The sequence below is a fragment of the Pseudomonas sp. FEN genome (assembly GCF_904067045.1).
In the GTDB taxonomy this organism is placed as follows: Bacteria; Pseudomonadota; Gammaproteobacteria; order Pseudomonadales; family Pseudomonadaceae; genus Aquipseudomonas.
In genome coordinates this window covers 345,943-368,641 of sequence record NZ_CAJFDC010000001.1, presented here as the reverse complement: position 1 = coordinate 368,641, position 22,699 = coordinate 345,943, and the positions used below count along the sequence as shown (strand labels likewise).

Sequence of the window (22,699 nt, the reverse complement as noted above, 5' to 3'; positions counted from 1 at the left end):
CGGCTCTTGCGAACCGGGGCTTTCTCGTTTCGGGTCTTGCGGGAGGCGCTTACAGCGTCGGGTAGTCGATGTAGCCGACCGGGCCTTTGCCGTAGAAGGTTTCCGGGTGTGCCGGGTTCAGGGGCGCATCGGCCTTCAGGCGGGCCGGCAGGTCCGGGTTGGCGATGAAGGGTACGCCAAAGGCCACCGCATCGGCCTTGCCGCTGGCCAGCCAGGCATTGGCGCTGTCCTTGGTGAAGCGTTCGTTGGCAATGTAGGGGCCGCCGAACGCCGCCTTCAACTGTGGGCCGAGGCTGTCGTCGGCTTCTTTCTCACGCGAGCAGATGAACGCGATACCGCGCTTGCCCAGTTCGCGAGCGACATAAGTGAAGGTTTCCGCGAGGTTCGCATCACCCATGTCGTGAGAGTCGGCGCGTGGCGCCAGGTGCATGCCGACACGACCGGCGCCCCAGACTTCGATCACCGCGTCGGTCACTTCAAGCAGCAGGCGCGCACGGTTCTCCAGGGAGCCACCGTAGTTGTCGGTGCGCTGGTTGGTGCTGCTTTGCAGGAACTGGTCGAGCAGGTAGCCGTTGGCACCGTGGATTTCCACACCGTCGAAGCCGGCGGCCTTGGCGTTTTCCGCACCCACGCGGTAGGCATCGATGATATCGGCGATTTCAGCGGTTTCCAGGGCGCGCGGGGTCGGGTAGTCCGACAGTGGGCGCACCAGGCTGACATGGCCCTTGGGCTGGATGGCACTCGGCGCGACCGGCAGTTCGCCGTTCAGGTACGAGGGGTGGGAGATACGGCCCACGTGCCACAGTTGCAGGAAGATCCGTCCGCCCGCGGCATGGATGGCCTTGGTCACGTTGGACCAGCCTCGTACCTGGTCGTTGGACCAGATACCCGGGGTGTCCGGGTAGCCGACCCCCATTGGCGTCACGGAGGTGGCTTCGCTGAGGATCAGGCCGGCGGAGGCGCGCTGTACGTAGTACTCGGCCATCAGTGCGTTGGGTACCCGACCTTCATCGGCACGGCAGCGGGTCAGCGGGGCCATGATGATGCGGTTGGGCAGTTCCAGGTCGCCCAGTTTGATCGGATCGAAAATAGTTGCCATGTGTACAACCCTCATGAGTATTGATGAGCAGTGGAGTCAGTTGATAGCCGGGGCCAGATCGTCGTTGTCGTTCTGGCGAAAGGTGATCAGGGTTACCAGCAGCGCGAGCACTGCCAGTGCCGCGGCGGCCAGGGGCACGCTGGTGAGGCCGAAACCGTGGGCGATGACGCTGCCGCCGACCCAGGCGCCCAGGGCGTTGCCGACGTTGAAGGCGCCGATGTTCAGGGTCGAGACCAGGTTGGGCGCGGCCTGGCCGTAGGTCACCACGTTGATCTGCAGGGCCGGCACGGCGGCGAAGCAGGCCGTCGCCCAGAGGAACAGGGTGATCTCGGCGGGAATCAGCACCAGGCTGCTCCAGGTCAGCACGGTGGCCAGCACGGCCATGGTGATGAACACGCCGATCAGGGTCGCGGCCAGGTTCTTGTCCGCCAGCTTGCCGCCGATGATGTTGCCAACGGTCAGGCCCAACCCCATCAGCACCAGGGTCCAGGTCACGCCCCGTGGCGAGACGCCGGTCACTTCGCCCAGCAACGGCGCGATGTAGGTGAACAGGGCGAATACGGCGGCGGCGAACAGCGCGGTCATGCTCAGGGACAGCCAGAGCCCGGCGCCCTTGAGTGCCGCCAGTTCGGCGCGCATATCGAGTTTTTCCTCGTCGTGCTTGGCCGGCAGGAAGCGGATCAGGCCGATCAGCGCGATCACGCCGATCACGGTCACCGCCCAGAAGGTCGAGCGCCAGCCGGCCTGTTGGCCCAGCGCGGTACCCAGGGGCACGCCGAGCACGTTGGCCAGGGTCAGGCCGGTGAACATCAGGGCCACCGCCGAAGCCCGTTTATCCGGGGCCACCAGGTTGGCCGCCACCACCGAGCCGATGCCAAAGAAGGCGCCATGGCACAGGGCGGTGATGATCCGGGCGAACATCAGCACGTTGTAGTCACTGGCGATGGCGCATAGCAGGTTGCCGACAATAAAGATCCCCATCAGCGCGACCAGGGCTGTCTTGCGTGGTAGCCGCGAGGTGGCCATGGCCATGAAGGGGGCACCGATCGCCACGCCCAGGGCATAGCCGGTCACTAGCCAGCCAGCCCCGGGAATCGACACGCCAAGGTCCGCCGCCACGTCGGGCAACAGGCCCATGATGACGAACTCGGTAGTGCCGATGGCGAAAGCGCTCAGGGCCAGGATGAGTAGCGAGAGAGGCATCGTGTACGTCCTTTTAGAGCTCTTGGCTCATGATGCGGAGGAATTCCTGGATGGTTTCCTCGTTGCGTTTGAAGAAGTGCCATTGGCCGGCTTTCTGGCTGGTAATCAGTCCGGCGCGCTGCAGGGTTGCCAGGTGTGCGGACACGGTGGACTGCGACAGGCCGCAGCGCTGGTCGATCTGTCCGGCGCAGATACCGTACTCGTGGTTGTGGTACTGCTCGGGGAACTGGGTCTTGGGGTCTTTCAGCCAGCTGAGAATGTCTCGGCGTACTGGGTGTGCCAGCGCTTTTATTATTTCGTCGAGGTCAAGGGGCATGGTCGTTGCTCGAGGTGGATAAAACGTTATATCGCGATGGAGCGAAATATATATCGGTATTTCGCGATGTACCAATATGATTTTGATCTGATCTCGGGGTTTTTCGTTATATCGGGTTATAACGATATAGGTCGGCGGGGTGCTAAGCTGTCGCTCATGAATTATCTCGCACACCTGCATCTGGGCGGCCAGCGCCCGGAACAACTGCTCGGCAGCCTCTATGGCGATTTCGTCAAGGGTCGCGTGCAAGGGCAGTTCACTCCGTCGATCGAAGCGGCAATTCAACTGCATCGCCATATCGATGTCTTTACCGATCGGCATCCGCTGGTGGGGCAGGCGTTGTCGCGTTTTTCCCAGACGCGGCGGCGGTATGCCGGGATTGTCCTGGATGTGTTCTTCGATCACTGCCTGGCACGGGATTGGACGCTTTATGCCGAAGGCACGCTTGCCAGCTTTACCGCCCAGGTTTATCGCGTGCTGGAAAACCAGCGCGACCTGCCGGGGCGTCTGGCCGAGATCGCGCCTTATATGGCGGCGGATGACTGGCTGGGTTCCTACCGGGATTTCGAGGTGCTGGGGCCGGTGTTGCGGGGGATTTCGCGGCGCTTGTCGCGGCCGGAGGAACTGGTGCACGCGATGCGCGAGCTGGAAGGGTTGTATGAGCCGTTGAGCGAGGACTTTCGGCTGTTCTATCCCGAGCTGCAGGCGTTTTCCCACGCCCATATCCTGGGTGCACGCGATCCCTTGTAGGCGCTTGGCTTGCCAGCGAATAGGCCCTCAAGATCGCTAAAGGCTTCGCGAGCAAGCTCTGCTCAGGTTCCCCCGCCGAGATTTACGCCGCTTCCGATCGAGCCGTTTCGGCTTCGGCCTGACTCGGCAGCGCACGCTTCACTTCCGTCACCTCGCCGAACAGCGCCAGTTGCACCGCTTGCTGCGCCTGGAATGCCAGCGCCGCACGTTCCTGGCCGTTGCAGGCGATCGGTTCGAGTATCTGGATTTCCACATCGCCCTGGTCGTTGGAAAACAGACGCATCAAGTGCGACAGCAGATCGTCGTCGCCAATGAACGGGGCCAGCAGGTCGGGCTTGCCGTCGCGCAGATAACGAATGGCCACCGGTTGCAACGCTACATCGGCATCGATTGCCGCCGACAGCAGGCGACCGTGGAAGGTACGCAACGAACGGCCATCGGTGGTGGTGCCTTCCGGAAACATCAGCAGCGGGTGTTGTTGCTCCAGATGACGGCTCATTTGCTTGCGGATCAGTTGACTGTCACCCGAGCCACGGCGAATGAACAGGCTGCCGGCTTTCGCGGCCAGCCAGCCAGCCACCGGCCAGGTCCGCACTTCGGCTTTGGACAGGAACGACAGCGGGGTCAAGCCGCCCAACAAGGCGATGTCGGTCCAGGACACATGATTGCTGACCCATAGCATCGGCTGGCTGGGCAGTTCACCGCGCACGCTCACGCGAAAGGGCAGGGCGTTGCTCAGGCGTGCCATGAAAAACCGTGACCAGCGTTGCCGCCGGACCATGGAGTTGGCGACCCCCAGGCGTTCGAAAACCCCGAACACAGTGGCCATGCTCAGGCCGAGGGCCACCACCAGCAGCACCCGGGCTATCCGGCCGTACACACGAAGGCGGCTCATCAGACTGCCGCCTTGAAGTGCCGCGCATAGCGTGGGCACAACTCGTCGCGCTTGAGCAGGATAAACACGTCGGCCACCTGGAAGTCTTCATCCCAGCACGGCTCGCCGCAGATCTTCGCCCCCAGGCGCATATAGGCCTTGAGCAAGGGGGGCATTTCGGCGATGACGTTACCGGGAATGTCCAGGGACGGCAGCGGCTTCTTCGGTTCGGCGCGCAGGTGTTCGGTACTCAGGTAGCGATCACGCAAGCGTTGCATGATCGCCTGGGCCTGGATTCCGCCGTCCTGCATCGAGATGCTCGCGCAGCCCATCAGGTAGCTATAGCCACCTTCGTTGAGGACTTCGGCAAGCTCGCCCCAGAGCACGGCGATGGTGCCGCCGTTGCGGTAGGCCGGGTCGACGCAGGTGCGGCCGATTTCCAGGATGGGGCCCTGCAGATGGCCCAGGCCATGCAGGCTGAATTCTTCTTCGCTGTAGTAGCGGCCCAGGGTGTTGGCGGCCTTGTGGTCGAGCAGACGGGTGGTGGCCACCAGGCGACCGCTGTTCAGGTCGCGCACGCCGATATGGGCGCAGTGCACATCATAATCATCCATGTCCAGGCCCAGTTCAGCGCCTTTGAGCTTGGCATTGAATTCGCCGCTGAAGACGTTGAAGCGCAAGGCCTGGGCTTCTTGCAAGGCCGTGGCGCCCAGCAGGCGTTCGGCTTGCAGGCGGCGTTCACTGCCGGTGTCGCTGATGCGGGCGATCTGGGTCATACGAGTCTCCGGTTGCCGGCCAGGGGTGCGGCCAGTCGACTTTGTTGTGCAAAGTCAGGCTATTTAGCCCCGGTGTCATCGCCATGAAGCTTTGGTGATGCTTGTATGACAGGGGCACGGGAGCGGCTGTTGGAGGTGCCGAGATCTTGAATACGCCAAAAACCTGTAGGTGCGGCAGCTCGACGCTCGATTGCCCGCGAAGCTTCCAGCGTTCTTAAGGACGCCTTCGCGGCGCTGCGGCGATCCGACAAGCCCTGCTCCTACAGGATCTGTGTTCAGCCCCGGAATCCCTGCACCAGGATTGTCATCAAACGGGCTTAAGCTGGCGCGAGGCTATTTCTGCGAGCTGGCTCCATGTCCATGGCTTCGACCTTTCTCCCTGCCTTGCTGTTGGCATTTACCGTCACCGCGCGTGCCGAGGTCTGGCCGGGCGAAGATTGGTCCCAGGGGCCACAGGTGTCCGGGCCGGAGGTTGCAGCCCTGGAGTCCTACGCATTCCCAGCCCGTGACGATGACACGCGAAAAGGCATCCGCACCGATGCGCTGCTGGTGATTCGTCATGGCGAGATCGTCTATGAACGCTACGCAGGCCCGACCACCGTCACTACTGCGCACCTCACCTGGTCGGTCAGCAAAAGCGTGATGGCTACTGTGCTCGGCGTGGCCTACGGCCAGGGCCTGTTCCAGTTGCATGACTCGGCGGCGCGGTTCTACCGACCGTTGCGGGCGCATCCCAATGTCACCCTGGAACACCTGATGAACTGGTCCTCGGGGATCGACTGGCAGGAGGACTACGAATACGCGCCGCTGAATTCGTCGGTGGTGGCGATGCTCTATACCCTGGGGCGCGCCGATATGGCCGGTTATACCGCCAGCCATGGCCAGCACCGCCGACCAGGGCAGGTCTTCCGTTACTCCAGCGGTGACAGCAACGTGCTGGCCGCCGCCTTGCGCAAGATTGTCGGCGCGAAGCGCTATCCGGACTATCCCTGGACGGCCCTGTTCGACCCGCTGGGGATTCGCAGCGCGGTTTGGGAACGCGACGCCAGCGGCACCTTCGTCGCCTCATCCTATGTCTATATGACGGCCCGGGATCTGGCGCGGATCGGCCTGCTGATGGAGCGGGAGGGGCGTTGGGGAGAGCGACAATTGCTGCCCAGGGCCTGGGTCAACTTCAACTTGCGCCCTTTCGCCGGTTACAAGCCGGGGCAGGATGAAGCGGTGGGCGGCGGCCAGTGGTGGCTCAACCGCTCGATCAAGGGCGCCGCCAAGCCCTGGCCGGATGCGCCAGCGGATACCTTTGCCGCCCTCGGGCATTGGGGCCAGGTGTTGTATGTGATCCCCAGCGCGGATCTGGTCATTGTGCGTTATGGCGACGATCGCGACGGCAGCTATCGGCATAACGAACTGCTCAAGCGGGCGCTGGCGGCTTTCGCGCCGACGGTGGCGCCATGAGCGTCCGGGGATTTGTGCGTCGGCGCCCGCTGAGCAGCCTGCTGTTGGTGTTGCTGGTGGCCCTGGGGGGTTGGACCTGGCATGAGCGGATGGCCTTGCAGGCGTTTCCGGGAATCATCAGCGCTTATACCGCCAAGGAATACTGTTCCTGCCGTTATGTGATGAACAACCCGGCGGACTATTGCCTGGGATACGTCAAACAGGCGCTGCCGATCAGCACTTTTCACGATGACTCCCAGCAGCGTCGGGTCACTGCCCGGGGGCTGGGGCGCAGCAGCAGTGCTGTCTGGATCGGTCCACGGGAGGGCTGCCGACTGGAGCCCTGAGCCATGGTTTGCCACCTCTATCGCGGGCGGGTAAGGTGGTAGCCACGTTCAATCAGGAGCTTGCATGCACCGATCCCGCCTATTTCTGGCCCTGCTCGGGGTGCTTGCCCTGCCGGTCCAGGCCAACTGGTACCTGGACAACGAGTCGTCGCGCCTGTCGTTCATCTCCACTCACAACGCCGATGTTTCCGAAGTCCATCGTTTCCTGACCCTGCACGGCAAGATCGACCGCCAGGGCCTGGCGACCCTGGAAGTGGAGCTGGAGTCGCTCAGTACCGGCATTCCCCGGCGCGATGAGCGCCTGCGTCGCGACCTGTTCGAGATCAAGACCTGGCCCGAGGCGCGGATCGTCGCGCAGATCAATGTTCAGCCCATCAACGACCTTGCGCCCGGCGCGCAACTGGAGCTGCGCCTGCCGTTGGTGGTGAAACTGCGCGGCAAGGAGCACAGCTACAACGCCGAACTGTTGGCGACCCGCCTGGATGACCGGCGGTTTCAGGTGGTGACCCTGGAGCCACTGGTGCTGCATGCCGGGGACTTCGACTTGGTGCCGGGGCTGTCGGTATTGCGCGAGGCCGCGGGTCTGTCGTCCATCAGTTTGTCGGTACCGGTGGGTGCGGTGCTGATTTTCGCGACGCGCTGACATGGCCAGCGCGATCTTCTCCTGGCGGGCCGACAACAATTTCGAGCTGTTGGTCGACGGCCCGAGCTTTTTCCCCCGGATGCTGGAGGCGATTGACCGGGCTGAGTCCCAGGTGGAGCTGGAGCTTTACCTGGTGGAGGCCGGAGCCTGTGCCGAGGCCATGGTCCTGGCCCTGGCCCAGGCGGCCGAACGTGGTGTGCGGGTACGCTGCCTGTTCGATGATTACGGCAGCCTCGCGTTTACCCTGAGCCTGCGCCGACGCTTGAGAGCGGCCGGGGTCGAGTTGCGCTTCTACAATCGCCTGAGCTGGCAGCATTGGGTGCGCAATTTCTACCGCGATCACCGCAAGCTGCTGCTGGTGGATCAGTCCGTGGCCGTGGTCGGTGGTACCGGTGTGACCGATGAGTTCTGGACCCCGGGTGAAGATCGCTTTGAATGGCACGAAGTCATGGTGCAAATCAGCGGCCCGCTGGTGCTCGACTGGCAACTGCTGTTCGACCGCCAGTGGCTGGCCAACGAGCAGCGTGCCGCCTGGAAACCCCAGGTACCCTTTGGCTTGCCACGTCTACCACGGGTGCCGCCGGCTGGACAGGGCCTGGGGCGGGTCGCCTACGCCGATGCCCGGCAGCATCGGGATATCCTTCGTTCCCTGGTTCGGGCGCTGAATAGCGGCCAGCAGCGTATCTGGCTGGCGACACCGTATTTCCTGCCGACCTGGAAAGTCCGCCGTTCCCTGCGTCGGGCCGCCAACCGGGGCATTGATGTGCGACTGCTATTGACCGGGCCGCGTACCGACCACCCGTCGGTGCGCTATGCCGGCCATCGTTATTATCCGCGTCTGCTCAGGGCCGGGGTGCGGATTTTCGAATACCAGCCGTGCTTCCTGCATCTGAAAATGGTGCTGATCGATGACTGGGTCAGTATTGGCTCATGCAATTTCGATCACTGGAACCTGCGCTTCAACCTGGAGGCCAATCTCGAGGCCCTCGATCCGTCGTTGACCCGGGCGGTGGAGGCCAGTTTCCTCGGCGATTTCGCCCTCAGCCAGCCGGTCAGCCTGCAGGACTGGAAAGCCCGGCCGCTGTGGCGGCGGGTCAAGCAGCGGCTGTGGGGCTGGGTGGACCGACTGGTGGTCAATGTGCTGGATCGGCGGGATTGATTTTTATCAGTTGCCTTGGCGCGGTCGCCGCATACGCTATTCTCATCGGTATTGTCGGTACTCGGTGGGTCAGGGCGTTTTACCAGCGGCACGAGTCGATAATCATCCGGCTATGTAGCATGATGTTTATCGGCTTTGTCATCAACGCGCTGGTCCGTGCCTTGCCGGGGTTGAAGCCGAACAAGGCCTGAATCTGCCGCAAGGGGAGGGCAGAAGGTCGGTATTTCCATGGATAGACGCTGACGCTATTTTTCCGGGGCGACCTCTTCCTGATGGAAACCAAGACTGTCACACCGCTGGCCAGTTTTATCGACCTGCTGATGGACGCCGTATGTGCGGTGGACGCCGAAGGGCGATTTGTCTTTGTCAGCGCCGCCTGTGAGCGGATTTTCGGCTACACCCAGGACGAATTGATCGGCATGCCGATGATCAACCTGGTGCTCCCGGCAGATCGGGAGCGCACGCTCAAGGCCGCCCGCGAAATCATGGACGGTCAGCCCAAACCACACTTTGAAAACCGCTACGTGCGCAAGGACGGCCAGGTGGTGCACATCATGTGGTCGGCGCGCTGGTCCGAGGTCGACCAGTTGCGTATCGCCGTGGCCCGGGATATCACCGAACGCAAGTTGGCGGAGTCCCGGCAGGCGGCGCTCTACGCGATTTCCGAAGCCGCCCACGCCGCCGAGGACCTGCTGGCGCTGTTCCAGCGGGTGCACCGGATCATCGGCGAATGGCTGCCGGCGGAGAACTTCTGCGTGGCGCTTTACGATGAGCAGCGCGACCAACTGAGTTTCCCCTACCACATCGACGACCGGCGCCAGCCGCACAGCGTCGACCGTAGTTGCGCCGAAGTCGTGCGCAGCGGCGAGCCGCTGTTGTTGAACATTGACGGGGCGCCCTCCTGCCTGGGCGTACCACTGAACTCACAGAACGGCACTATTGGTGCGCTGCTGGTGAAAAGTAGCGGTGGCGAGCGCTATACCGAATACGATCAGGAATTTCTGCAATTCGTCTCGGTGCAAGTGGCGGCCGCCATCGAACGCAAGCAATTGCATGCGCGTCTGGAGTACATGGCCCGCTACGACCAACTGACTCACCTGCCTAATCGCGGCTTCCTGCAGGAACGTCTGAAGGCCGCATTGCTCCGTGCCCGGCGCGAGGCCGGACAATTGGCGTTGCTCTATGTCGATCTGGACAAGTTCAAGCAGGTCAACGACAGCTTCGGGCATGCGGTGGGCGACCTGCTCCTGCAGGAAGTGGCTCGGCGCCTGCAACAATGTGTCCGGGAAACCGACACCGTGGCCCGTATCGGCGGTGACGAATTCGTCATCCTGCTGGAGCATTTGCAACAACCGGAGCACGCGATCCGCGTGGCCGACAAGATCCGCAGCCTGCTTGGCGAGCCCGTGCCATGGGGGGATTGCGACCTGAGCATCGTGCCGAGTATCGGGATTGCCCTGTATCCGGACAATGGCGAAGAAGCGCAGCAACTGTTCAAGCATGCGGATGAGGCGATGTACGGGGTCAAGCGGGGCGTGGTGACTCACTGAAGGGGAGACAATGTAGAGATTTGTATCTGCGTTTGTACAATATCGCTAAAGTTTGGCGGTTTCAGGTCGATGTCAAAGACACTTAAACCTGAACGGGCTTTGATCATGGTTTCCATCAGCAGCGTTACCATCCACTCTTCCAGTGTTGCTCCCGCGGCGGCCCCGCTCAATGCAGCGACGGCGACCGATACGGGTAAAGGCAGCAAGGCCACGGGGGAAAAATCGACAGGGGTCAAGGTCAACCTGTCCGGTGCCGGAATCCAGGCGTCCAAAGCCGAGCAGGCCCAGGCGGCCAGTTCCGAGCCGGCCCACATCAAGCAGTTGCGCAAGCAGATCGAGCAGTTGCAGAAGATGATCGCCGCGAAACAGGCCGAGTTGCAGGCGCTTCAGGCGAACAAGAACATGAGCCCGGAGCAGAAGGCACAGCAGGTCACGGCCCTGAGTGGTGAGCTGTCGACTTTGAACGGCTCGTTGGCCACTATGAATGGCGCGCTGATCGCGGCGTTGAAGAAACAGAGTCAGCCTGCTAAACGCTGACCCAGGCGGCCGGCGAGAGACTGGTGCCCCGGCACTTTTCTGGCTGTCGCGATGGCGGCCAATGTCAGGCCCGTGGCATGAGAAAGGGGGAGCTCAGCTCCCCTTTCTCATCTCTGTCCCCCGGCGACTTTTATCATCTTTTGGTCTGTACTGTTTGTGCTCTGAAAAATCATTGGAGATTTTGATATCAGAAAAAATGAATTCAAGTAGCAATATTTTGAGTTTGTCAGCGGATTCTCATGCAGTCAAAATAAATATCGTTTTCGTGCCTCTCCTGGTACACCGGCCCATTAAATGTTAATGGGCTTTTTTATTAAGTGCGTGAAATGATCAAGTCAATACTGTCAAGCTTTTACCCCGCCTCATTAAATACAAAACCTAGAGAGTGGCTGCGCGCATCAGTGGGGGCATGTACCGGGGTTCTTATGACTGCCTGGGTCTGCCAATACTTTTATGGGTTGGAACTGACGCTGCATCTTATCGGTCCGCTAGGTGCGTCATCTGTTCTACTGTTCGCCGTTTCGACGGGGGCGCTGGCCCAACCGTGGTCTATCGTCGGCAGTTATTTTGTCGCCACGTTGTCTGCACTGATAGCGGTGTCGTTACTCGGTCATTCTTTTCTAAGTGCCAGCGTCGCTGTGGGATTGGCAATCGGTGCGATGTGTCTGCTTCGCTGTCTGCACCCTCCCGGCGGGGCTGTTGCACTCTGCGTTGTCTTGTCTCAAGCCGATTTTGCCCCCTTGGGGCTATCCGTTTTTTATCCGGTGATGCTCAATGCCTGGATCCTGTTGGGCTGTGCACTGGTTTTTAATAATCTGACCGGCGTGCGTTATCCCAAAGTCCATATAAATCCGTCGGCGGAGATCCATCATACGAAAGACATTCCGCCTTTCGAGAGGGTCGGTTTCAACAGTGATGACCTTGATGCCGCGCTGGCGGATATCGACGAATTTGTCGATGTCACGAGAGAAGATCTGGAAAGCATTATTCGCTCTACCGAAAAGCATGCCTTGAGACGGAGCATGGGCGATATCCAGGCCTCCCACATCATGTCAAGGGATGTCCTGTCAGGAAGGCCGGAAACAACCATCAAAGAGGCGATACGGATCCTGATGCACCACCATATCAAGACCTTGCCCATATTGAATGAAGAAAAACACATCGTCGGGATTGTCAGCCTTACGGACATTATCAAGCACCCGGAGGCCACTCGCGGTGCTGGTTTGTCGGGGGTATTCGGGTTCAAGAAGAAAACCTTGTTGAAAGATATCATGCATGTGCCAGTGACCTGCGTGACGACGACGGCTCACCTTGTCGAGTTGATACCGTTATTGTCGCGGCAGGGCCTGCACTGTATTCCCGTGCTTGACGATAACGTGTTTGTCGGGGTGATCACACAAACCGACTTGATCGCGGCCTTGCACCGCGATTTGATCGTGCACCTGCATTAATCAGATCAGCGGGTCCCAGCGTTGAGACCAATCGCTATCCCGGGTGACACTATCCTTCAATAGCTTTATGGCAAGCTGCAGTTCCGCTGATGAGCTGCTGCGCGAGTAGACTAGAAAAGTCGGGTAGCTGAACTCCGGGGCGGAGCTGACGCGTTCAAGAATGCCGCTTTCAATATAGGATTGCACGACGCGGGTCCTGAAGTAGCCGGATCCGCCATTGTCGAGAATATATTGCAGGGCCACGGGACCCAGGTTGAAGGAAAGCGCGGCCTTGGCCTTTTCCGGCAAGGCGGCATCATGGGATTGCCGGAAACCAACCCCCCAGTCGATGTACACATAGGGCTCGGGTTTGGCGATCAGGCGGACCAGTATCAGTTTTTCTTCGAGAATCTGTTCGACTTGCAAGTCGGGCCAGTAGGCCGGTTGATAAACCAACGCCGCATCCAGCAGACCCCGCTCCAATTGCCGCAATAGCGTCGAGCCGTCTCTGATCTCTGTTTTGATGGCATGTGTCGGTATCGACTGTTGGATCTCGCGAACCCAGTCCAGTATGAGCGGATTACATAAACTGACTTCGCCACCAATATGCAATATTTTATGGAAACCTTCGGGCAGGGGTAAGTCTCTGACCGCGGCTTCCCAGGTTTGCACCAGTTGATTGGCATAGACCACGAAGGCTTCCCCGTCCGCTGTCAGCTTGGCCCCCGCTTTGTTACGCACGAATAACTTGCTATTGAGGCTGCTTTCCAGTTTTTGCACGCGGGCGGTGATTGCCGTCTGGGTGACATGCAAACGCTCGGCGGCGGCGATCAGGCTGCCGCACCTGACGATCTCCAGGAAGGTTTTAGCCAGTTCAATATCCATTCTTATGCGCCGGAAAATACATCATGGAGCCACGCGGGGTGGGCCTTGTAAAGGCGACCGGTGGACGTTTTACCGATCTGCGACGTGTTCTCGCCTGGGCATGATGCCTTCTAGGTAGCAAGGCCACGACGTCCAGCGCACCGATCTGATTAGATTTGTACATGAAGTTAAATTATGAGGTTATTTTCTGCGAGTAGAGCTATAGCTTCGTGGACCTGCGATGGGGGCCGGCGAGGTTGTCGGCGTTTTCGTAGGCCAGGCGCTCAACCACAATCCCGCCCATAAAAAAACCGGCCACCAAGAGCCGGTTTTTTTGTCCTCGTCGCCTTGTTCAGCAACGTCGGACTGGATTCGATTGGAGCGGGTGAAGGGAATCGAACCCTCGTTATCAGCTTGGGAAGCTGGAGTAATGCCATTATACGACACCCGCTCGGACGGCTGACTTTGTACCAGATGTGGCCGGGGATTTGAAGTTTTTCTTTGGAAATCTGTGTTTTAACAGGGACATCGGGTAGGCGCTCGCGCAGGTAAAGCCAATACCCGTTATCCAGATGGGGCGTGTTTCCGCTCGGAGCCGGGCTTGTCAGCGAGGTGGTGGTCGGCTTATCGGGCCTCTTCGCTGCGATGCGGCGTCCCGACAAGCCAGGCTCCAAGGGTGGTGGGGGCATCAAGGGATTTGCGTTCGTTCGCAAGAACGCTGCAAACCCGTGACAGGGTTTGTTCACATGGCCTGTGCATGATGCTCCTGGACGTGTCGGTAGTACCGCGATCGGCTTTCCTGGTGCGTCGGCTCGAGGAACTCGAGCAGCGCATGACGGCAGTCCCGGCAGGCGGACTTGTGCTCCATGTCGAGAAAGTGCCCGGTACTGCGGATGGTGCTGAACTGGCTGTGGCGCACATGCTGGCCGAATTGCAGCGCATCCCGGGGCGAGGTGTATTCGTCCCATTCGCCATTCATGAACAGCACCGGTACGTCGATCCGTTGCGCCGCCGCCAGGTAGCACAGCTGGTCACTGTTGAGCACCTGGCTGATATGGAAGTGCATCTGCCCATATTCATGCTCGGCCAGGCTGCTGACGTGCCGGTAGTTGTAACGCTTGAACAACGACGGCAAATGCTTGCCGATGGTGTTGTTGACCAGATGACCCATACGGTCGCGGTCATAGGCGCCCAGGTAGTCGACACCCTGTTCCAGATACTCGCGCATCGGTTCACTGAGGACCGGCGAGAAGGAACTGATCACCGCCTTTTCGATCCGCCGTGGCTGGTGCGCCAGGGCAACCAGGGTCGCCGCGCTGCCCCAGGAAAAGGACATCACGTGCTCGGCGGCGAAGTGGTCGATCAGCTCCAGGAGGATCTGCCCTTCGACTTCCTTGGTCAGCATGCTTTCGTGACGATTGTGCGCCTTGGACTTGCCCGCATAGGGCTGGTCGTAGCACACGACATTGTATTGCGGATGCAGATTCTTCACTGTCTGTGCAAACGACGCGGTGGTGGCCAGCGAGCCGTTGACCAGGATGATGGTCTTTTCCGCGGCATCTGCGCGATAGAACTCCGTGTAAACCCGATACTGACCCTGTATATCCAACACAGCGATTTCTGGCCTCATGTCAAAGGACTCCTGGCAAGCGGGTATGCGCGCAACGAACTGTGCACGATCTATATGACAGGTAGGCATTCGCCTGGAATGTTGCAGGCCCATGTCGGTCCGTTGAAGCCTGGCCGACGGGTGTTGTTATAGGCGGGCAGATTGTCGTAAAGCGAGAGCCGGTGGGCCTCTCAGTCGACAAAGTGTTTCTTGGATTGAAAGTGTGACTTGTCAGTCATATTTCGGCTGACGGTCTGATTCAAGCAGGCGCATGGCGATTGCGCAAGGAACGATTTGTCATAAATCGGTGACTTCTGCCCAGCGGTCGTCGTCGTGCGCTCAGATCCGCCGGATTTCCTCGGCCAGCAGCGGGCGGTATTGCCCCGGGGCCAATTGCTCATCGAGCAGCAGCGGCCCCATGGCTTCGCGGTGCAGGCGCAGGACCTTGTTGTCGAAGTGGCCGAACATGCGCTTGACCTGGTGATAACGGCCTTCGACGATGCTCAAGCGGGCGCTGCGCGGACCGAGCAACTCCAGCGTGGCGGGCTGGGTGGTAAGGTCCTCGAAAGCAAAATACAGGCCACGAGCGAAGGTTTCGGCGTATTCGGCGCCGATCACCTGTTCGGTCTCCACGTAGTAGACCTTGGGCAGTTTGGTCTGGGGTTGGGTCAGCCGGCGCGACCACTGGCCGTCGTTGGTCAGGATCATCAGCCCGGTGGTGTTGAAGTCCAGGCGGCCGGCGATGTGCAATCCGAGGGCGTCGGGTGGGTCGATCAGATCGAGAACGGTGCGGTGCTCCGGGTCGCGGGTGGCACTGACGCAACCCTGGGGTTTGTGCAGCATGAAGTAACGCGGCGGGCAGCCTGCCTGCAGCACTTGGCCGTCGACTTCGACCTGGCTGAACTCGCGGACTTCGTGATGCGGATCGGCGACGGTCAGGCCATCGACCCTGATCCGTTTTTGCACCAGCAACAGGCGCACCTGCTGGCGGTTGAAGCGGGGCAGGTTGCTGAGGAAACGGTCAAGGCGCATGGCTGGGGACTTCGGCGTGGGCGGGCATTTCAGGTCATGACGCCGCTCGTGGGGTGGCCTTCAGTTGCTCATCCACATGCGCGCAACGCGGACACAGGCAGGCGCTGTTGCGCAGTTCGGCGGGCAGGGCTTCGAGTAGCGCCGGATCGATGCTGACGCTGTAGCACCAGCAGGGCCGGTCGGCGGTACGCGGGTCGGCCAGGGCACAGTCGTTGCGCGCACCGCAGGCCGGGCAGTGGCTGGAGTCATTCATGGGCGGATTTCGGCAGGTCGCTGCAGACGCGGTTGCGTCCGCTCTGTTTGGCCCGGTACAACGCGTGATCGGCCCGGGCCAGCAGGCTGTGCAGGGTATCGTCGGGTTGCAGCGAGGTCAGGCCGATACTGACGGTCAGTTGCAGGTTCTGGTCGTTGTAGCTGTAGTGCTGTTGCTCGATATGCCGGCGAAGTTTCTCGGCGATCAGCAGGGCATTGCTGCCGTCGGTGTCCTTGAGCAGCACAATGAACTCCTCGCCACCCCAGCGGCAGATGATTTCCGACTGGCGCAGGCAACTTTCCAGGTCCCGGGCAAACCCGCTCAGCACGGCATCGCCGGCAAGGTGGCCGTGGCTGTCGTTGAGTTGCTTGAAGTGATCCAGATCCAACAGTAGCGCGGTCAGCGGCTTGGGTTCGCGCTGGGCTTCGTGCAGGGCCTGGGCCGCCAGCAGGTCGAAGCCGCGGCGGTTGGGCAGGCCGGTGAGGCTGTCGAGCGTCGCCAGGGCCTGGATCCTGCGCTGGTAGCGATGGATCACCCGATTGAGCAGGGCCAGCACGATCAGGGTCACCACCAGGCAGATCAGCAGGTTCAGGTACAGCGACTGGCGAATCCCGCTGAAGGCGCCGTCTTCACGCTTGTCGACGAACAGATACCAGTTCAGCTCCGGAATGAAGCGGACGTTGAGGAAGTGTCCCTTGCCGTCCGGCTCGGTGTATTCGTAGCTGCCATCGTGGGGCTTGGGCAATTTGACCACCAGGTTCTTCATGCTCGCCAGCTCGCTCAGCGACTGCCCGGCCCGGGCGCCTTCGGGGCCGCCATCGGCACCGGTCAGTACCAGGCGGCCGAAGGTGTCGACGAAGTACACGCTGCGCTGGTAGCGCTGCTGGTACTTGTCCATCAGCTTGACCACCGCATCGACGGTCAGGCCGACACCGGCCGCGCCGATGAAGTGCTCGTCGTAGTCGAAGACCTTGTAATTGATGAAGAACGTCAGGCGGTTATCGTTGGCGGTGTCCGGGTCGACATTGATCTCATAGGGCGCCTGCATGTCTCGCACGCGGAAGTACCAGAGGTCGTTGGGGACATCGATGCGGACTTTCTTCAGCACACCCTTGGCCTGGTAGTAGGTCAGGTTGCTGTTGGAGACGAAGAAGGCGGTGTAGGCGCCGTAGTGGGTCATGACCTCGTTGAGGTAGCGGGTCATCTGCTGCGGGTCGCGTTCACCGGCCACGACCCAGTCGCGCATGAAGGTGTCGCGGGCCATCATCGAGGAGATCAGGATCGGTCGGACCAGGTCTTTCTGGATTTCCGAGTAGACCGTGTCGGAGGTCAGCGGCAGTTCGGTATTGACGATACCGTCGCGGATCGAGGCGCGCGAAGCGTAGTAGCTGAGCAGGGAGGTAGCAAGGAAACCGCAGCCCAGCAGGGCGATCAGCGTCAGGACCAGCGAGCGTTGCGAGTAGAGCACTGAGCGAAGCGGCATGACGATTCCGTAGGCGGGTTCCCGATGGATGCATTCTAGTGATGCGGATAAGAAATGCTTGCACATTTTTGCCCGGGTGTCATAGCCGACCGCCGGCTTATCGAAAGGTGGTGCTCGGGTATCACAGCCCCTGACGATGTCACAGGGGAGCATTTCGATCAGCGGGCATTGTCTTCTCGCCCGCGAAGCACCTTGTTCGGCATCGCGACCGCCGCCGCCAGTCCCAGCAGGGCGACGGCGGCGCTGATCAGCAGCAGATGCCGGAAGGTCAGCAGCAGTTCTTCACGCAGGGCGTCGCGTGTCGGACCGTCGGCGCTGTTCAGGCCTTCGAGCAGGGCGTTGCCCGAAGTGCCTTCGGCAACCATCGACGCGCCGGCCAGGTGCGTCAGGCTGGAGTCCTGCAGCAGCGCCAACAGCAACGCCGACATCAGCGCCACGCCCATTGCGCCGCCGAGGGAACGGAACAGGTTGGTGGTGCTGGTGGCAACGCCGATATCGCTCTGTGCCACGGAGTTCTGCGTGCCCACCAGCGAGGTCGGGAACTGCATGCCGCCGGCGATCCCGCTCAACAGCATGAACAGGCTGCTGAGCAGCACCGCCTGGGGCGGGGTGAACGCCAGGCCGAGGATGGCCAAGGGCATCAGCACCGCGCCGGTCAGGATCATCGGCTTGTAGTAACCGGTCACCGAGGTCTTTCGCCCGGCGAAGTAGGCGCCCATGGGCAGTCCCATCGCCAGCGGCAGCAAGTGCAGGGCCGCGCTGTCGGCACCGGCGCCGGTCACGCTCTGGAAGCGCAGGGGCATCAGCACCGTGAGGGAGATGGCCTGGAAGCTGGTGAAAAATATCGTGCACCAGCACAGCAGGGCGTTGCGGTTGAGGAACAGGTGCATCGGCAACAACGGCTCCACCGTGCGCCGTTCATGCAGGACAAACAGCAGCAGGGCGATCACTGCCGTGACCAACAGGCCCAGCACCCGGCTGTCATCCCAGCGCAGGCCCTGGCCGATTTCGCTGATGCTCAGCAGCAGGGCGCTCAGGCCGATGATCATCAGCATGCTGCCGAGGTAGTCGATGATCGGCTTGCGCTGCGGTAGCGGCAGGCCCACCAGCGTGCGTTGGGCCACCCACCAGGCGCCGAGGCCCAGTGGCAGGTTGATCAGGAAGACCCAGCGCCAGGACAGGTACTCGGTCATGTAGCCGCCCAGGACCGGTCCGGCCACGCTCGCCACCGCGTACATGCTGCTGAAATAGCCCTGGTAACGACCGCGCTCGCGGGGTGGGATGATGTCGCCGATGATCGCCTGGCTGACTGAAATCATGCCGCCAGCGCCGATACCCTGGATGATCCGCGCCAGCACCAGTTGTTCCATGCTCTGGGCCATGCCGCAGAACACCGAGGCCAGGGTGAACAACCCCATGCCGAACAGCATCAGCCGGCGCCGTCCGTAGAGATCGCCAAGCTTGCCGTAGATCGGCACGGCCACGGTCATGGCCACCATGTAGCCGGAAATCACCCAGGCCAGCAGGCCGACGTCCTTGAACTGGGCGGAGATGGCGGGAATCGAGACGGCGACAATGGTCTGGTCCAGCGCCCCAAGGAAAATCGCCAGCATCAAGGCGATCAGAATGCTGCGAATCGCCGGCTTCGTCGGGTTCATAACCCCTCATCCCATAGCGGTACTTCGGGAAAGCGCTCCACCAGGAAATCCAGCATGCTGCGCAGAGTGCTCGGCATGTGTTTGCGTGAGGCGTACACCGCATAGATGTTCATCCGTATCGGTTCCGCCTGGGGGAGCAGCCGCACCAGTTCGCCGCGCTTGATATAGGCACCGGCCTGGTAGGTGGGCAACATCGAGATACCGGCTCCGGCGATTACCGCCTGCATCAGGGTGCTGGCCTCGTTGGCGCTGATATTGCCCTGCACCGGCACGGAAACCGGTTCGCCGTCCTGCTCGAAATGCCAGAGGCTCTTGCCGAAGTAGGAGTGGGTCAGGCAGTTGTGCCGGCTCAGGTCTTCCACCCGTTGCGGCATCGGCTGCTCGCGCAGGTAGGCCGGCGAGGCACAGATCACCGAGCGGCAGACGGTCAGCCGGCGGGCGATCAGGTTCGGGTCCAGTTCGCTGCTGGTGCGAATGGCCAGGTCGATGCGCTCGTCCACCAGGTTCACCGTGCGGTCGAGCATCTGCAGGTCGACGCTGACGCCTGGATGGCGCTTGACGTACTCGGTCATGGCATCGGCCAGTTGTGCCAGCCCGAAGGACGTACTGACGCTGATCCGCAGCAGCCCGCGCGGTGCCTCGTCTGGTGTGCTGACGGCGGCCTGCAGGTCCGCCGACAATTCGAGCATCTGTCGGCAGCGCGGCAGGGTTTCGTTGCCGGCGGCGGTCAGGCTCAGCTTGCGGGTGGTGCGGTGCATCAGCCGGGCGCCGACCCAGTCCTCGAGTTCCGCGAGGTAGCGCGATACGACCGGCCGCGACAGGTCCAGATGGTCGGCCGCGGCCGACTGGCTGCCCAGGTCGACCACCGTGACGAAGACCCGCATTGCCGTAAGACGATCCATAATTTGCCCACTTTCAGAAACAAACTATGTCAAAGCATCGCATTTTTTGTATCGGATCGGGCAACTAAGCTCTGTTCATTGCCATCACGGCCAACAGATCTCGGAGTTGCACATGATCGGATTTTCCTTATTTCGTCGCCTTTTGCTCGCCACCGCGACCCTGGGCTTTGTCGCCCATGCGGCGGCGGCTCAGCCCGCTCTGAGCCTGGATGTCTACAATCCTGGCAGCGCGGCGATTTTTCCGGTGAGTTCGGTGCTGGTCAGCGGTGAAAAGGAAGCGATCCTGGTGGATGCCCAGTTTGGCAAATCCCAGGCCGAACAACTGGTGGAAAAAATCCGTGCCAGCGGCAAACGCCTGACCACCATCTACATCAGCCATGGCGACCCGGACTACTACTTTGGCCTGGACACCATTACCCAGGCATTCCCCAAGGCCAAGGTGCTGGCGTCGGCACCGACCGTGGAGCATATCAAGGCCAGCGTTGACGGCAAACTGGCTTTCTGGGGGCCGAAAATGGGCGCGGATGTGCCGGCGCGCACGGTGGTGCCGCAGGTGCTCAAGGGTGATCGCCTGATGTTGGAAGGGCGTGAGCTGAAGATTATCGGTTTGAACGGCGAGCAGCCGGACCGCACCTTTGTCTGGATTCCGTCGATCAAGGCGGTGGTGGGGGGCGTAGTGGTGGCGGAAAACATCCATGTGTGGATGGCCGATACCCAGACCGCGCGGTCCCATCAAGCCTGGCTGGCAACGCTGCAACGCATTCAAGCGCTGAAACCCGAGACCCTGGTGCCAGGTCACTTCCTTGGTGATAGCTCGCGTTCGTTGACGGCGGTGCAATTTACCGCTGGTTACATCAAGGCGTTCGACGCCGAGACCGCCAAGGCCAAGGATTCCGCCGAGCTGATCGCGGCAATGAACCTGCGTTATCCGAACCTCGGCGAAGCGTCCTCCCTGGAGCTGAGCGCCAAGGTCGCCAAGGGCGAGATGAAGTGGTGAGTTCGACCCGCCGCTGATTTGGGCGGGTTTTCAGATCCGCCTTCCTGCTTCCCGAGCGGGAGGGCTGCCTCGACGCCTGGCGTCATTCGATTGGAACTGGAGAGTGTCATGAGCAAGATTGCAATCATTGGTGCCACCGGCCGTGCCGGTAGCCAGTTGCTGGAAGAAGCCCTGCGGCGCGGCCATAGCGTGACCGCCATTGCCCGTAATCCGGCGAAGATCGGCGCGCGCGTCGGCGTCGCGAGCAAGGCGCTCGATGCCCTGGATGCGGCCGCGCTGGAAGCGGCGGTGGCCGGTCACGATGTGGTGATCAGCGCCGCACATTTCGCCACCCTGCCGGCCGCGGCGGTGATCGGGCCGGTGAAGAAGGCCGGGGTCAAACGCCTGCTGGTGGTCGGCGGTGCCGGCTCGCTGTTGCTGCCCGATGGCAGCCGGGTGATCGATAGCCCGGGCTTTCCTGAAGCGTACAAGGCCGAGGCGAGCGCCGGTGCGGAGTTCCTTGCGGTCTTGCGTCAGGAAAAGGATCTCGACTGGAGTTTCCTCTCGCCTTCGGCGGAGTTTGTCGAAGGCGAGCGTACCGGGCACTTCCGCCTGGGCAAGGATGACCTGCTGGTGAGTGCCGAAGGTCGCAGCTGGATTACATTCGCCGACTACGCCATCGCCCTGTTGGATGAAGTCGAGAAGCCCGCGTATTCGCGTCAGCGGTTTGCCGTCGGCTACTGAGTGTGTTGGCTACACCTTGTGGGAGCGGCGTTTGTCGGATCGTCGCACCGCCGCGAAGCTTTTGGTGGCCTCAAGGGTCTCTTAAACCCGTGCCGCTGCCTGCGCCACCAGCCACTCCATCAGTTCCCGCAACTCTGGCGCCGTCCCGGCCCGCTCCGGGTAGACCAGGTAATACGCCTGCCCGGTGCGCACCCGCAAATCGAAGGGCATGACCAGCCGCCCGGCGCTCAGGTCCTCGCCGATCAACGCCCAATCGCCAATTGCCACCCCGGTGCCCTGGGACGCCACGGTCATGGCCAGGTCCAGTGTGTCGAAATGCTGCCCCTTGCCGATATTGCTGACCCGGGCGCCCGCCGCCTGCAACCAGGCTTCCCAGTCCCGTTGGTCGCGGGTAGGGTGCAGGAGCATGTGCTGCTCCAGGTCGGCGAAGCTGTTCAAGGCTACCGGGCCCGCCATCAGTTGCGGTGAACACACTGGCGTCAGCTGTTCATCGAACAGATGGTGCGACGCCACCGCCGGCCCCGGCGCCGCGCCATAGACCACCGCGGCATCGAATTCTTCCCGGCGGAAGTCCACCGCGTGCTGCACCGTGGTGGTCAGTTCCACCGGCACGTCCGGGCGCTCCTTCTGCCATTGCAACAGACGCGGCAGCAGCCAGCGCATCATGCAGGTCGGGGCCTTGAGTTGCAGAGCCTCGCGCCGGGCACCGACCTGATCCACCGCCTCGTCGATCAGGTTGAACACCTGCTGGATCCGTGGAAACAGCTCGCGACCCTGGGCGGTCAGGCTCAGGCCGCGGGCCTGGCGTTGGAACAGGGCATAGCCCAGATGGCTCTCCAGCCCGGCGATCTGCCGGCTCACCGCGCCCTGGGTAATGTGCAGCAACTCGGCCGCACGGGTGAAGTTGCAGCACTGTGCCGTGACCAGGAAGGTATGCAGAGCGGGCAGCGGAGGAAGACGTTTCATGGTGGGGGCAGCTCAGGCATGACGACAGGACATGCCTAGTATGACTATTTTTGCCTTGTGCCCGCCATCGGCCAAACGCTCCAATAACCTTGAT

The 22,699-nt window shown here is 61.5% G+C and carries 23 protein-coding genes, 1 tRNA gene and 1 pseudogene; 11 read left to right on the top strand and 14 right to left on the bottom strand.

Going from position 1 to position 22,699, the window contains the following annotated elements; translation table 11 throughout:
• Positions 1-49: 49 nt before the first annotated feature.
• From PFEN_RS01775 to PFEN_RS01765, 3 genes are read right to left on the bottom strand one after another with little or no spacing between them, the layout of a single operon-like run.
• Positions 50-1,099: an alkene reductase gene (locus PFEN_RS01775; protein WP_191485325.1), complete on the bottom strand. Its 1,050-nt coding sequence runs from the start codon at positions 1,097-1,099 to the stop codon at positions 50-52.
• 36 nt (positions 1,100-1,135) lie between these two features.
• Positions 1,136-2,302, bottom strand: coding sequence for an MFS transporter (locus PFEN_RS01770; RefSeq protein ID WP_191485324.1), 1,167 nt, complete (start codon positions 2,300-2,302; stop codon positions 1,136-1,138).
• 13 nt (positions 2,303-2,315) lie between these two features.
• The gene (locus PFEN_RS01765) at positions 2,316-2,618 is read right to left on the bottom strand and encodes an ArsR/SmtB family transcription factor (RefSeq protein WP_191485323.1); all 303 of its coding nucleotides are present in this window, start codon (positions 2,616-2,618) and stop codon (positions 2,316-2,318) included.
• 156 nt (positions 2,619-2,774) lie between these two features.
• On the opposite strand from PFEN_RS01765, the gene PFEN_RS01760 reads away from it, so the two are divergent.
• On the top strand, positions 2,775-3,368 hold the full coding sequence (locus tag PFEN_RS01760; RefSeq protein ID WP_191485322.1) for an ACP phosphodiesterase: 594 nt from the start codon (positions 2,775-2,777) through the stop codon (positions 3,366-3,368).
• An 82-nt stretch (positions 3,369-3,450) separates the two neighbouring features.
• Here PFEN_RS01760 and PFEN_RS01755 read toward each other — a convergent pair whose 3' ends face one another.
• Together PFEN_RS01755 and olsB are read right to left on the bottom strand one after the other, a co-directional pair.
• Entirely contained in the window at positions 3,451-4,263 is an 813-nt protein-coding gene (locus PFEN_RS01755; protein WP_191485321.1) for a lysophospholipid acyltransferase family protein, read from the bottom strand.
• Entirely contained in the window at positions 4,263-5,018 is a 756-nt protein-coding gene (gene olsB, locus PFEN_RS01750) for an L-ornithine N(alpha)-acyltransferase (RefSeq protein ID WP_191485320.1), read from the bottom strand. The genes PFEN_RS01755 and olsB overlap by 1 nt, the downstream gene beginning before the upstream one ends.
• Before the next feature lie 354 nt (positions 5,019-5,372).
• On the opposite strand from olsB, the gene PFEN_RS01745 reads away from it, so the two are divergent.
• The 8 genes and pseudogenes from PFEN_RS01745 to PFEN_RS01715 all read left to right on the top strand — a co-directional run bounded on the left by PFEN_RS01745 (position 5,373) and on the right by PFEN_RS01715 (position 12,139).
• A complete protein-coding gene (locus PFEN_RS01745; protein ID WP_191485319.1) occupies positions 5,373-6,473 on the top strand; it encodes a serine hydrolase domain-containing protein in 1,101 nt (366 codons plus the stop codon).
• Positions 6,470-6,799: an amidase gene (locus tag PFEN_RS01740; RefSeq protein ID WP_191485318.1), complete on the top strand. Its 330-nt coding sequence runs from the start codon at positions 6,470-6,472 to the stop codon at positions 6,797-6,799. The genes PFEN_RS01745 and PFEN_RS01740 overlap by 4 nt, the downstream gene beginning before the upstream one ends.
• Positions 6,800-6,863: 64 nt before the next feature.
• Positions 6,864-7,442, top strand: coding sequence for a YceI family protein (locus PFEN_RS01735; RefSeq protein ID WP_191485317.1), 579 nt, complete (start codon positions 6,864-6,866; stop codon positions 7,440-7,442).
• Between the two features lies 1 nt (position 7,443).
• Positions 7,444-8,601 (top strand): phospholipase D-like domain-containing protein, encoded by a 1,158-nt coding sequence (locus PFEN_RS01730; RefSeq protein ID WP_191485316.1) that lies wholly within the window; start codon positions 7,444-7,446, stop codon positions 8,599-8,601.
• A 23-nt stretch (positions 8,602-8,624) separates the two neighbouring features.
• Positions 8,625-8,792: pseudogene (locus tag PFEN_RS30390) on the top strand (LysE family translocator); the annotation flags it as partial.
• 81 nt (positions 8,793-8,873) lie between these two features.
• The gene (locus tag PFEN_RS01725; RefSeq protein WP_191485315.1) at positions 8,874-10,151 is read left to right on the top strand and encodes a GGDEF domain-containing protein; all 1,278 of its coding nucleotides are present in this window, start codon (positions 8,874-8,876) and stop codon (positions 10,149-10,151) included.
• Between the two features lie 69 nt (positions 10,152-10,220).
• Positions 10,221-10,688, top strand: a complete 468-nt coding sequence (locus PFEN_RS01720) for a hypothetical protein (RefSeq protein ID WP_191485314.1) — start codon at positions 10,221-10,223, stop codon at positions 10,686-10,688.
• 425 nt (positions 10,689-11,113) lie between these two features.
• Positions 11,114-12,139: an HPP family protein gene (locus PFEN_RS01715; RefSeq protein WP_412071371.1), complete on the top strand. Its 1,026-nt coding sequence runs from the start codon at positions 11,114-11,116 to the stop codon at positions 12,137-12,139.
• Here the strand turns inward: PFEN_RS01715 and PFEN_RS01710 are convergent, their stop codons facing one another.
• The 8 genes from PFEN_RS01710 to PFEN_RS01675 form a co-directional block, all read right to left on the bottom strand.
• Positions 12,140-13,003, bottom strand: a complete 864-nt coding sequence (locus PFEN_RS01710) for a LysR family transcriptional regulator (RefSeq protein WP_191485312.1) — start codon at positions 13,001-13,003, stop codon at positions 12,140-12,142.
• A gap of 356 nt (positions 13,004-13,359) precedes the next feature.
• Positions 13,360-13,433, bottom strand: a tRNA-Gly gene (locus tag PFEN_RS01705).
• A 291-nt stretch (positions 13,434-13,724) separates the two neighbouring features.
• A complete protein-coding gene (locus PFEN_RS01700) occupies positions 13,725-14,612 on the bottom strand; it encodes an alpha/beta fold hydrolase (protein WP_191485311.1) in 888 nt (295 codons plus the stop codon).
• A 318-nt stretch (positions 14,613-14,930) separates the two neighbouring features.
• Positions 14,931-15,623 (bottom strand): pseudouridine synthase, encoded by a 693-nt coding sequence (locus tag PFEN_RS01695; RefSeq protein ID WP_191485310.1) that lies wholly within the window; start codon positions 15,621-15,623, stop codon positions 14,931-14,933.
• 34 nt (positions 15,624-15,657) lie between these two features.
• The gene (locus PFEN_RS01690) at positions 15,658-15,876 is read right to left on the bottom strand and encodes a cysteine-rich CWC family protein (RefSeq protein ID WP_191485309.1); all 219 of its coding nucleotides are present in this window, start codon (positions 15,874-15,876) and stop codon (positions 15,658-15,660) included.
• Complete coding sequence (locus PFEN_RS01685; protein WP_191485308.1) at positions 15,869-17,359, bottom strand: sensor domain-containing diguanylate cyclase; 1,491 nt, start codon at positions 17,357-17,359, stop codon at positions 15,869-15,871. Before PFEN_RS01685 ends, PFEN_RS01690 begins: the two co-directional genes overlap by 8 nt.
• A gap of 158 nt (positions 17,360-17,517) precedes the next feature.
• Positions 17,518-19,017 carry an MDR family MFS transporter gene (locus PFEN_RS01680; protein ID WP_191485307.1) on the bottom strand — a complete coding sequence of 500 codons (1,500 nt, stop codon included), beginning with the start codon at positions 19,015-19,017 and terminating at the stop codon, positions 17,518-17,520.
• Positions 19,014-19,919 carry a LysR family transcriptional regulator gene (locus PFEN_RS01675; RefSeq protein WP_191485306.1) on the bottom strand — a complete coding sequence of 302 codons (906 nt, stop codon included), beginning with the start codon at positions 19,917-19,919 and terminating at the stop codon, positions 19,014-19,016. The genes PFEN_RS01680 and PFEN_RS01675 overlap by 4 nt, the downstream gene beginning before the upstream one ends.
• Before the next feature lie 112 nt (positions 19,920-20,031).
• Between PFEN_RS01675 and PFEN_RS01670 the strand changes: the two genes are divergently transcribed.
• Together PFEN_RS01670 and PFEN_RS01665 are read left to right on the top strand one after the other, a co-directional pair.
• Positions 20,032-20,916 carry an MBL fold metallo-hydrolase gene (locus PFEN_RS01670; protein ID WP_191485305.1) on the top strand — a complete coding sequence of 295 codons (885 nt, stop codon included), beginning with the start codon at positions 20,032-20,034 and terminating at the stop codon, positions 20,914-20,916.
• 108 nt (positions 20,917-21,024) lie between these two features.
• Positions 21,025-21,639 (top strand): NAD(P)-dependent oxidoreductase, encoded by a 615-nt coding sequence (locus PFEN_RS01665; protein WP_191485304.1) that lies wholly within the window; start codon positions 21,025-21,027, stop codon positions 21,637-21,639.
• Positions 21,640-21,720: 81 nt separating this feature from the next.
• On the opposite strand, the gene PFEN_RS01660 is transcribed toward PFEN_RS01665, so the two are convergent.
• The gene (locus tag PFEN_RS01660) at positions 21,721-22,605 is read right to left on the bottom strand and encodes a LysR substrate-binding domain-containing protein (RefSeq protein WP_191485303.1); all 885 of its coding nucleotides are present in this window, start codon (positions 22,603-22,605) and stop codon (positions 21,721-21,723) included.
• Positions 22,606-22,699: the final 94 nt, after the last annotated feature.